General features: G+C 55.0%; 10 protein-coding genes. 5 read left to right on the top strand and 5 right to left on the bottom strand.

All coding sequences use genetic code 11. The features are described 5' to 3' along the window. Window positions 1–65: 65 nt before the first annotated feature. The 5 genes from dmsA to NNN71_RS20975 all read left to right on the top strand — a co-directional run bounded on the left by dmsA (window position 66) and on the right by NNN71_RS20975 (window position 7,090). The gene (dmsA, locus tag NNN71_RS20995) at window positions 66–2,510 is read left to right on the top strand and encodes a dimethylsulfoxide reductase subunit A (RefSeq protein WP_064548754.1); all 2,445 of its coding nucleotides are present in this window, start codon (window positions 66–68) and stop codon (window positions 2,508–2,510) included. A 10-nt stretch (window positions 2,511–2,520) separates the two neighbouring features. Next, window positions 2,521–3,138, top strand: coding sequence for a DMSO/selenate family reductase complex B subunit (locus tag NNN71_RS20990; RefSeq protein WP_167576297.1), 618 nt, complete (start codon window positions 2,521–2,523; stop codon window positions 3,136–3,138). Window position 3,139: 1 nt separating this feature from the next. Further along, entirely contained in the window at window positions 3,140–4,003 is an 864-nt protein-coding gene (locus NNN71_RS20985) for a dimethyl sulfoxide reductase anchor subunit family protein (RefSeq protein ID WP_271459259.1), read from the top strand. 262 nt (window positions 4,004–4,265) lie between these two features. Then, window positions 4,266–5,417 carry an MFS transporter gene (locus tag NNN71_RS20980; protein WP_167576296.1) on the top strand — a complete coding sequence of 384 codons (1,152 nt, stop codon included), beginning with the start codon at window positions 4,266–4,268 and terminating at the stop codon, window positions 5,415–5,417. A gap of 251 nt (window positions 5,418–5,668) precedes the next feature. Then, window positions 5,669–7,090 carry an APC family permease gene (locus NNN71_RS20975; protein ID WP_249022092.1) on the top strand — a complete coding sequence of 474 codons (1,422 nt, stop codon included), beginning with the start codon at window positions 5,669–5,671 and terminating at the stop codon, window positions 7,088–7,090. 31 nt (window positions 7,091–7,121) lie between these two features. Here the strand turns inward: NNN71_RS20975 and NNN71_RS20970 are convergent, their stop codons facing one another. From NNN71_RS20970 to NNN71_RS20950, 5 genes are read right to left on the bottom strand one after another with little or no spacing between them, the layout of a single operon-like run. Beyond that, the gene (locus tag NNN71_RS20970) at window positions 7,122–7,559 is read right to left on the bottom strand and encodes a PTS sugar transporter subunit IIA (protein WP_271459258.1); all 438 of its coding nucleotides are present in this window, start codon (window positions 7,557–7,559) and stop codon (window positions 7,122–7,124) included. 53 nt (window positions 7,560–7,612) lie between these two features. Beyond that, the gene (locus NNN71_RS20965; RefSeq protein WP_271459260.1) at window positions 7,613–8,524 is read right to left on the bottom strand and encodes a transketolase family protein; all 912 of its coding nucleotides are present in this window, start codon (window positions 8,522–8,524) and stop codon (window positions 7,613–7,615) included. Next, window positions 8,524–9,321: a transketolase gene (locus tag NNN71_RS20960; RefSeq protein ID WP_271459257.1), complete on the bottom strand. Its 798-nt coding sequence runs from the start codon at window positions 9,319–9,321 to the stop codon at window positions 8,524–8,526. The genes NNN71_RS20965 and NNN71_RS20960 overlap by 1 nt, the downstream gene beginning before the upstream one ends. Window positions 9,322–9,333: 12 nt before the next feature. Continuing rightward, a complete protein-coding gene (locus tag NNN71_RS20955) occupies window positions 9,334–10,599 on the bottom strand; it encodes a PTS ascorbate transporter subunit IIC (protein ID WP_064548768.1) in 1,266 nt (421 codons plus the stop codon). Window positions 10,600–10,614: 15 nt separating this feature from the next. Continuing rightward, window positions 10,615–10,890, bottom strand: coding sequence for a PTS sugar transporter subunit IIB (locus NNN71_RS20950; RefSeq protein ID WP_163447730.1), 276 nt, complete (start codon window positions 10,888–10,890; stop codon window positions 10,615–10,617). Window positions 10,891–10,907: the final 17 nt, after the last annotated feature.

Here is a 10,907-nt window from a genome sequence, read left to right as displayed (position 1 = left end):
CATTCGTTGTATATTAAACTATATAACGAGCTTTGTTTCCAATGTAAGCAACGAAGTGAGTGTCCATGAAAACTGAAACCCCCGATGCTTTACTGGCAGCCGAGGTCAGCCGCCGTGGTTTAATGAAAACCACGGCCATAGGTGGCCTGGCGATGGCCAGCAGCGCTTTTACGCTTCCCTTTAGCCGCATCGTGAACGCGGCCGATACGCTGGCCCCGGCTACCGCCGCTGAGCACGTAACCTGGAGTGCGTGTACGGTAAACTGTGGAAGCCGCTGCCCGCTGCGCATGCATGTTGTCGATGGCGAGATTAAATACGTAGAAACCGATAATACCGGTGATGATAACTACGACGGTTTGCACCAAGTGCGTGCCTGTCTGCGCGGCCGCTCGATGCGCCGTCGCGTCTATAACCCGGACCGTCTCAAATACCCGATGAAGCGCGTCGGTAAACGCGGTGAAGGCAAATTCGAGCGTATCAGCTGGGAAGAAGCCTTTGATACCATTGCCGATAATATGAAGCGCCTGATCAAAGATTACGGCAACGAATCTATTTATCTCAACTATGGTACCGGGACGCTCGGCGGCACCTTAACCCGTTCCTGGCCGCCGGGAAAAACCCTGATTGCGCGTCTGATGAACTGCTGCGGCGGTTACCTGAACCATTATGGTGACTACTCTTCAGCACAGATTGCTGCCGGTCTGAATTACACCTACGGCGGTTGGGCCGACGGTAACAGTCCGTCCGATATTGAAAACAGCAAGCTGGTGGTGCTGTTCGGTAACAACCCTGGCGAAACGCGCATGAGCGGCGGCGGGGTCACCTACTATCTGGAGCAGGCGCGGCAGAAATCGAACGCGCGGATGATCATTGTCGATCCACGCTATACCGATACCGGCGCGGGCCGTGAAGATGAATGGATCCCGATTCGTCCGGGTACCGATGCGGCGCTGGTTTCTGCGCTGGCGTGGGTGATGATTACCGAAAATCTGGTCGATCAGCCGTTCCTCGATAAGTACTGCGTCGGCTATGACGAGAAAACGCTGCCGAAGAGTGCTCCGGCCAACGGTCACTACAAAGCTTATATCCTAGGGCAGGGTAATGATGCCACGGCGAAAACGCCGGAGTGGGCATCCACGATCACCGGTATTCCAGCCGATCGTATCGTGAAACTGGCGCGTGAAATCGCCAGCGCTAAACCGGCCTATATCTCCCAGGGCTGGGGTCCGCAGCGTCACGCTAACGGCGAAATCGTCACCCGCGCGATTTCCATGCTGTCGATTTTGACCGGTAACGTCGGTATTCACGGTGGCAACAGCGGCGCGCGTGAAGGTTCCTATGAAGTGCCATTCGAACGTATGCCAACGTTCGATAACCCGGTTGAAACCAGCATCTCCATGTTTATGTGGACCGATGCGATCGTTCGTGGTCCGGAAATGACCGCGCTACGTGACGGTGTACGCGGTAAGGACAAGCTGGATGTGCCGATCAAAATGATCTGGAACTATGCCGGTAACTGTCTGATTAACCAGCACTCCGAAATTAACCGCACCCATGAAATTCTGCAGGACGATAAGAAATGCGAAATGATTGTGGTGATCGACTGCCACATGACTTCATCGGCGAAATATGCCGATATTCTGCTGCCGGACTGCACCGCTTCCGAGCAGATGGACTTCGCGCTGGATGCCTCCTGCGGCAACATGTCCTACGTTATCTTCACCGATCAGGTCATCAAACCGCGTTTCGAGTGCAAGACGATTTACGACATGACCACCGAGCTGGCGAAACGGATGGGCGTGGAGCAGAAGTTCACCGAAGGGCGCACGCAGGAAGGTTGGATGCGTCATCTGCATGAACTTTCTCGCCAGGCGGTGCCGGAGCTGCCAGATTTCGATACCTTCCGTAAGCAGGGCATCTTTAAACAGCGCGACCCTGAAGGCCACCACGTGGCGTACAAAGCCTTCCGTGAAGACCCACAGGCCAACCCATTGACGACTCCGTCAGGGAAAATCGAGATCTACTCCGAGGAGCTGGCGAAAATCGCTGCCACCTGGGAACTGCCGGAAGGCGATGTGATCGATCCGTTACCGATCTACACCCCGGGCTTTGAAAACTACAACGATCCGTTGGCGGAAAAATTCCCGCTACAGATGACCGGCTTCCACTATAAGGCGCGTGTGCACTCCACCTACGGTAACGTCGACGTGCTGAAAGCGGCTTGCCGTCAGGAGATGTGGATCAACCCACTGGATGCGAAGAAACGTGGCATTGCCAATGGCGATCGCGTGCGTATCTTCAACGACCGCGGGGAAGTGCATATTGAAGCGAAGGTGACTCCACGCATGATGCCGGGCATCGTTGCGCTGGGTGAGGGGGCCTGGTATGACCCGGATACAAAACGTATCGACCAGGCGGGCTGCATTAACGTGCTGACCACTCAACGCCCGTCGCCGCTGGCGAAAGGCAACCCATCGCACACGAACCTTGTCCAGGTTGAGAAGGTGTAAGGAGTAACCGATGACCACCCAATATGGCTTTTTTATTGATTCGGCACGCTGCACCGGTTGTAAAACCTGCGAGCTGGCGTGTAAAGATTACAAAGACTTAACCCCGGACGTCAGCTTCCGCCGTATTTACGAATACGCGGGCGGCGACTGGCAGGAGGACAACGGCGTCTGGAACCAGAATGTCTTTGCCTACTACCTGTCGATTGCCTGTAACCACTGCGAAGACCCGGCCTGTACCAAAGTGTGCCCAAGCGGCGCGATGCACAAACGTGAAGATGGTTTTGTGGTCGTTAATGAAGATGTCTGCATCGGCTGCCGTTACTGCCACATGGCCTGCCCATACGGCGCGCCGCAATACAACGCGGCCAAAGGTCATATGACCAAGTGCGATGGCTGCCATGAGCGCGTAGCGGAAGGCAAAAAACCAATCTGCGTGGAATCCTGCCCGCTGCGCGCGCTGGACTTTGGGCCGATTGAAGAACTGCGCCAGAAGCACGGCCAACTGGCGGCTGTTGCGCCGCTGCCGTCGGCGCACTTCACCAAACCAAGCATTGTGATTAAACCTAACGCCAATGCACGTCCGTGCGGCGATACCACTGGCTACCTGGCCAATCCGAAGGAGGTGTGAGATGGGAAGTGGATGGCATGAATGGCCGCTGATGATCTTCACGGTCTTTGGGCAGTGCGTGGCCGGCGGTTTTATCGTTCTGGCGCTGGCGCTGATGAAAGGGCAGCTATCGCGCGAGCAGCAACAGCGCGTGGTGCTGAGTATGTTTGCGCTGTGGGTGTTGATGGGCATTGGGTTTGTCGCCTCGACGCTACACCTCGGTTCGCCGATGCGTGCCTTTAACTCGCTGAATCGCGTAGGCGCGTCGTCACTGAGTAACGAAATTGCCAGCGGCGCGATTTTCTTCGCCGTCGGCGGTATCGGCTGGCTGCTGGCCGTGACCAACAAGCTCTCCTGCGCACTGCGTAGCCTGTGGCTGGTGGTGACGATGGTGCTGGGCGTGGTCTTCGTGTGGATGATGGTGCGCGTCTATAACACCATCGATACCGTACCGACCTGGTATAGCGTCTGGACACCGCTGAGCTTCTTCCTGACGCTGTTTATCGGCGGCCCGCTGCTGGGTTACCTGCTGCTGTGTTGGGCGGGAGTGGAAGGTTGGGCACTGCGCTTACTGCCGGCGCTGAGCCTCGCGGCGCTGGCGATTAGCGTGGTGGTTTCCCTGATGCAAGGGGTTGAACTGGCCACGATTCACAGCTCGATTCAGCAAGCGTCTGCGCTGGTGCCGGACTACGGTTCGCTGATGGCGTGGCGCGTTGCTGCAATTGTGTTGGCGCTGGTGTGCTGGATAGTTCCGCAGTTGAAGGGCTATCAGCCGGCGCTGCCGCTCCTCAGCCTGGCATTTGTGCTGGTGCTGGTCGGAGAGCTGATTGGGCGTGGCGTGTTCTACGGTCTGCATATGACCGTAGGCATGGCGGTGGCCAGCTAAGCTAATAATCTGCCAGGGCGATCCCGCCCTGGCACTTTTTGTTCATGAATTTTTTCGACTGAACCCTTCCTGCGTATTTACTCCGTTTATCAATAAAAACAATTAAATACATTTTGCTTATTCGTTTGCACCGTCACGCTGAATAAGAAACATCAATCGTCGCGCCAGAAAGCGCGTTTTGGGGCAAATCAGGTGGATTGACAATGTTTTTGGCGGTGGCATGATGCGCTCGAAATCATTCTATCCTCACGGTTTTTAGCCCATGTCCACCTATACTCGCCCAGTGCTGTTGCTGCTCTGCGGCTTACTGTTATTGACGCTGGCGATCGCGGTATTAAACACGCTCGTCCCGCTCTGGCTCGCCCATGAAAATCTGCCAACCTGGCAGGTAGGGATGGTCGGTTCGTCCTATTTTACTGGCAACCTGGTCGGTACGATGCTGACTGGTCGACTGATTAAGCGTCTGGGCTTCAACTTCAGCTATTACATCGCATCGCTGATTTTTGCTGCGGGCTGCGTGGGGTTGGGCTTTATGGTGGGCTTCTGGAGCTGGATGTTCTGGCGCTTTGTCGCGGGCGTCGGCTGCGCGATGATCTGGGTGGTGGTGGAGAGCGCGCTGATGTGCAGCGGCACTTCCCGCAACCGCGGACGGCTGCTGGCGGCCTACATGATGATGTACTACATCGGCACCGTGCTCGGCCAGCTCATTGTCAGCAAGCTGCCGACGGACATGGCGACCATTCTGCCGCTAATGACCGGCGTGGTGTTGGCCGGTATTCTGCCGCTGCTGTTTACCCGTATTCTCAATCAGAAGGATGAACAGCAGGACGACAGTGCGCGCGTCTGGCCGATGTTCAAGCTGCGTCAGGCGCGCCTTGGCGTCAACGGCTGCATTATTTCCGGTATCGTGCTGGGTTCGCTGTACGGGCTGATGCCGTTGTACCTTAACCATCGCGGCGTCAGCGACTCCGGCATCGGTTTCTGGATGGCGGTGATGGTCAGCGCCGGGATTCTGGGGCAGTGGCCGATTGGACGGCTGGCGGATCGCTATGGTCGTTTGCTGGTACTGCGCGTCCAGGTGTTTGTCGTCATCATCGGCTGTATGGGGATGTTAAGCCAGGCAATGATGGCGCCCGCGCTGTTTATTCTGGGCGCTGCGGGCTTTACGCTCTATCCGGTCGCGATGGCCTGGGCCTGCGAGAAAGTGGAACACCATCAACTGGTATCGATGAATCAGGCGCTGCTGCTGAGCTATACCATCGGCAGCCTGGTCGGCCCAACGCTAACCGCGATGTTGATGCAAAACTATTCCGATAACCTGCTGTTTATTATGATTGCCGGGGTGTCGTTCGTGTATCTCATGATGCTGCTGCGCAAAGCCGGACACCATCCGACCCCGGTGGCCCACGCCTGATTTTCGGCGCGTTATCGGCCTGATAACGCGCCTTTCCACCATCGGCACTATACTGAACTCACGTCGCGCTATCGTAGAGTGGCGGTTCAGGCGAGCCTATAACCTGCTGACTTCAACGTCATTAACCCTATTAAATGTGCGGGATGTTGGAGTTTTGCACTGTTACGTTATCCTTTTCCGCTTAGTGCTCGCATAATCATCCGTCGAAAAATAACGCATTTGCGAATAATAACATTCAAGGAACGGATTTTATGGCAAGCGAGCAAGAGAAACAGCTGCGATGGTACAACATCGCGCTGATGTCTTTCATTACGGTGTGGGGTTTTGGCAACGTCGTCAATAACTACGCCAACCAGGGGCTGGTAGTTGTTTTCTCCTGGCTGTTTATCTTCGCCCTTTACTTCACGCCGTATGCGCTGATCGTCGGGCAGCTCGGTTCCACCTTTAAAGACGGCAAGGGTGGGGTCAGTACCTGGATTAAAAACACCATGGGGCCGGGGCTGGCATATCTGGCGGCCTGGACCTACTGGGTGGTGCATATTCCCTATCTGGCGCAGAAGCCGCAGGCGATTCTGATTGCCCTCGGTTGGGCAATTAAAGGCAACGGCTCGCTGATCACCGAGTACGGCGTTGTCGTGCTACAGGGCTGCACGCTGGCGCTATTTGTCTTCTTTATGTGGGTGGCTTCGCGTGGAATGAAATCGCTGAAGCTGGTGGGTTCTATCGCCGGTATCGCGATGTTTGTGATGTCGCTGCTGTACGTGGTGATGGCGGTGACCGCACCGGCCATCACCGAAGTGACCATCGCCACCACCAATATTACCTGGCGCACTTTCATTCCGCATTTTGACTTCACCTATATCACCACCATTTCGATGCTGGTCTTTGCCGTTGGCGGCGCGGAGAAAATCTCGCCGTACGTCAACAATACCCGTAATCCCGGAAAAGAGTTTCCGCGCGGGATGATCTTCCTCGCGGTAATGGTGGCGGTGTGCGCCATTCTCGGCTCGCTGGCGATGGGGATGATGTTTGACTCTAACAATATTCCCGATGACCTGATGGCCAACGGTCAGTATTACGCCTTCCAGCGCCTCGGCGAGTACTATCATATGGGCAATAGCCTGATGGTCATTTACGCCATTGCCAACACGTTGGGGCAGGTGGCTGCGCTGGTATTCTCTATTGATGCGCCGTTGAAGGTGTTATTGAGTGATGCCGATAGTCGCTATATCCCGCAGAAACTGTGCCGCACCAATGCGTCAGGCACGCCGGTCAATGGTTATCTGTTGACGCTGGTGCTGGTGGCGCTGCTGATTATGCTGCCGACGCTGGGCATTGGCGATATGAACAACCTCTACAAGTGGCTGCTTAACCTCAACTCGGTGGTCATGCCGCTGCGCTATCTGTGGGTGTTCGTGGCGTTTATTGCGGTGATTCGGCTGGGGAAAAAATATCACGCCGAGTACGTGTTTATTCGCAATCGCTCGCTGGCGATGACCGTTGGTGTATGGTGCTTCCTGTTTACCGCTTTTGCCTGTCTGACCGGCATTTTCCCGAAAATGACCGCTTTCACGCCGGAGTGGGCTTTCCAGCTATCGTTGAACGTGGCGACACCGTTTGTGCTGGTGGGGCTGGGGCTGATTTTCCCGCTGCTGGCGCGTAAGAATCGCTAAAGCGAACAAAGGGGGGAAGCCCCCTTTGCGATTACAAGCTGGCGATCATCGATGTGAACTGTTGCTGGTTGGTGATGGCGGTGAGATTCGCTAAACGATCGTCCTCATCCAGCCAGCAGACCAGACGCTGAATGGTTTGAATATGCTGCTCACCGTTTGCCGCAGCCAGTACGATAATCAGCCGCACATCCGGGTGGTCGGGAAAAACGACCGATTCGGCGCAACAGAGCAGTGACAAGCGGCTTTGCTGGCTTAATACGCCTTCTTCCGGACGCGCGTGAGGTAGCGCAAACTCGGGACTAAGGATATACCAGGGGCCGTTCTGCTCGGTGGCGCGGATAATGGCTTGTGCGTAGTGAGCACAGATATCTCCTTGTGCTTCAAGCGGTTGACAGGCGAGCTTAACGGCGCTGCGCCAATCGATTTTTTGCGCGGTGAATTGATGGGCGGTAAAAAGCGCATTCTCCATGTCGAACTCCTGCTGATAAGGTCGCCCGATACGCTGGGCGACCGATTCCCTGGTTAACAAAGCGCACGATATAGCGCGTCGCCAGATATGCCGTATTTGGCTTTTAGCTGCCGGCTGTTACCGGATTCGGTAAATGTATCTTGCGTGCCAAGACGGGTAAGACGAGCGGGGTGGGCCACCTGAGCCAGCGTTTCGGCTATCTGCCCGCCCAGCCCACCGTTAACCGTGTGATTCTCGAGCGAAGCAATGATCGGGCAGCCTTCAATCAGCGTAAAGAATGCCTGCTGGTTAAACGGCTTCAGCGTCGCGACGTGGATCAGTTTGCCTTTTTTACCGCTGGCGAGGAGCTTTTCATAGCCCTCAGTCGCTTGCTCAAGCACGGTCCCTTCAAAAACGATCGCAAAGTCACTGCCGCTGTTGGCGATGGCGGCAATATCGCTGACGCGTGGAACGACAGATTTATCGCGGACCGGCATCGGTTCGCGCGCCACGCGGATGTAGACCGGCCCGTTGATGTTTACCGCTTGCTCAAATGCCTCCGCCACCTCATCGGCATCAGCTGGCGTCAGGATAGTCAGGCCAGGTAGAACCCGGGTGAGCGCCAGGTCCTCCAGGGCATGATGCGAAGCGCCATCAGGCCCATCATCCATGCCGGGGTGGCTGCCGACAAGCTTAATATTGGCTTTGGCGTAGCAGGCCTGCCGTAGCTGAGTCCATGCCGTGCCGGTGATGAACATGGCGAAGTTAACGTAAAAGGGAATGTTGCCTTCCAGCGCTTGACCGATGGCGAAGCTCATCGCCGAACCTTCCGCAATCCCCATTTCGAAAAACGCATCCGGGTAGACGGCGGCAAACTGGTCGGTCCGTGTCGAGCTGGCTAAATCGCTATCAATGGCGACGATCGGGTAGCCTTTTTGTTTCAGGGCGATCAGCGCCTGACCGATTTCATCGCGTGGTGCTTTCATCATTGCAACTCCTCCATAGCCTGCTGGTACTGTTCAGTGGTGGGGGTTTTAGAATGCCAGTCGCCGTTATTTTCCATGTAGCTTACGCCGCAGCCTTTCGTGGTATGGGCGATGATCGCGACTGGTTTGCCTTTAAGATGGCGTGACAGTAGCAGCGTGTCGGCGACCTGGTGCATGTCATTACCATTGTGTAATTCAAGGACGTGCCAGCCAAAATGACGGATCTTATCGGCTAGTGGTTCGAGGTTAATCACCTCGTTAACCGGGTCGTGAGAAGAAAACCCGTTGTAGTCGATAATGGCTACCAGGTTATCCATTTTCATATGCCCCGCCTGCTGCAGCGTTTCCCAGATTTGCCCTTCATGCATTTCACCGTCACCGATAATGGCGAAGACGCGCTGGTTCTCACCGTGCTGTTTTTTAGCCGCGGCCATCCCGAAAGCGATGGATAGTCCCTGACCTAACAGCCCGGTGGTGGCATCCACCTCGGGAATCGACTTAATGCTGGGGTGACCCTGCAGGCGTGAGTTAATCTGGCGGAACGAGCTAAATTCACTTCGATTGATAATTCCTTTCTGGTACAGCAGGGCATACTGCGCTGCAACGGCGTGGCCCTTGCTCATCACCACGCGGGCCCGCGGCGAAACAGAAAAATCGACCTCTTCATCATAGATCCACGTCAGGATATCGATGATGGAAAGGGCACCTCCCGGGTGGCCAATCCCTGATTCATAAATCATGCTTACAATGTCACGGCGAGCGCTCAGCGCGTGCGACTTCAGTTGTTCAATAGTCATCGTATTCCCCTCTTATGGCAGCATTTTGCCGATGTAGTACACAACCAGCCCCAGGGCGACAAAATCGGTTTCCGGGAAGCTGGTGCCGGACAGTCCGACGGATTCCATGATGGGATAGATCAGTGCAGGGCCTATGCCGATCAGAATTCCGGTGATAAAACTTCCGGCAATAGCGCCTTTCCAGCCCCCCGAGGCATTCCCAAATACCGCTGCCGTGGCGCCGATAAAGAAGTAGGGAATCGCGACGGGAATAATGACCGTTTGGCCAAGCAGGGCAAGAAACCCCATGACCACAAGTCCGCCGACAAAAGATGAAATAAATCCCAGTACGGTGGCGGTAGGCGCGTAAGGAAAGACGACCGGGCAGTCCAGTGCGGGTTTAGCGTTAGGGATAAATTTCTCTGAGATACCGAGAAAAGCGGGAACAATTTCAGACAACAGCAGCCGGACGCCAGTGATAATAATGTATAGCGATGCCGTGAAGGTGAGCGATTGATACAGCGGGTAAACCAGCCAGTGCATACCGCCTGCGGCTGCGGTGACCGCGGCTTTACCCGCAGCCAGCGCGGCAATGTAGTAAAAAATGCTGACCGAGATCGACACTGAAACAATGTAATCCTTAAAGATCCCGAGCCATCCCGGAAGGTTAAGCTTTTCCGTTGATTGTTTGGGATCGCCGACCTTTGAGCCTATCCACCCCGACGCGGCGTAAGCCAGAGTGACATAGTGCCCCATAGCGATCTCATCATTGCCCGTGATTTTGCGCATCCACGGCTGGGCAATAGCCGGATACAGGCAGGCTGCCAGCCCCAGCAAAATAGAACCGACGATAATTGTCGTCATGTCGCTATAGCCTAGCGCTTTCAACGTGACGGTAAGCAGGGCGGAGAGATACAGATTGTGTTGCCCAGTGAGAAAGATGTACTTAAACGGCGTTATACGGGCAAAAAACAGGTTCCAGCCAAAACCCACCACCATAATGAGTGAAACGCACATCGCGAATTTGGTTTGCGCCAGCCCGGTTAGCGCCTCTGCTAAAGGCATGACGCCTTTCAGACCGAACCCATCGCTGAACAAGGTCTGAAAATTACCCAGAGAGGTGACGGCGAGGCCTGCACCGCCCGCAAAAACCAGAAAACCGACGATAGTTTTAAAGGTTCCAGAGAGGACTTTTTCGATAGGCTTGCGTTGGATAAGCAGCCCTATGAGTGCAATAAAACCAACTAAAAGTGGGGTTACGCCCAGAATGTCGAATACAATAAACTTTAGGAGATCCATATTTCCCCCGAGAGGTTAGTTGTTCTGAACGACGCTGATGAGCGCGGATTCCATCTCTTCGCTGTTCATCAAATCGGTGATGCCGATAGCTCGGAACCCGGCCGCTTCAATTTCATCGGTGAGATCGCGCATTGTGATAACAAAATCAATGCCTTGCCATGTAGCAAGGCCGGACAGTACATCGTGTTCAAGATCGATGTCCCAACCGTTTTTATCGATGATTTTCTGGGCTTTTATTTTGAGCATCAACGAGCTGCCCATACCGGTACGACAGACGATAAGACCTTTCATGAGACGTTCTCCTGTTT

The organism is Kluyvera sp. Awk 3 (assembly GCF_028069715.1).
GTDB lineage: Bacteria > Pseudomonadota > Gammaproteobacteria > Enterobacterales > Enterobacteriaceae > Kluyvera > Kluyvera georgiana_A.
Note: the sequence above shows the minus strand (reverse complement) of the source record. Positions and strands in the feature narration are given on the sequence as shown.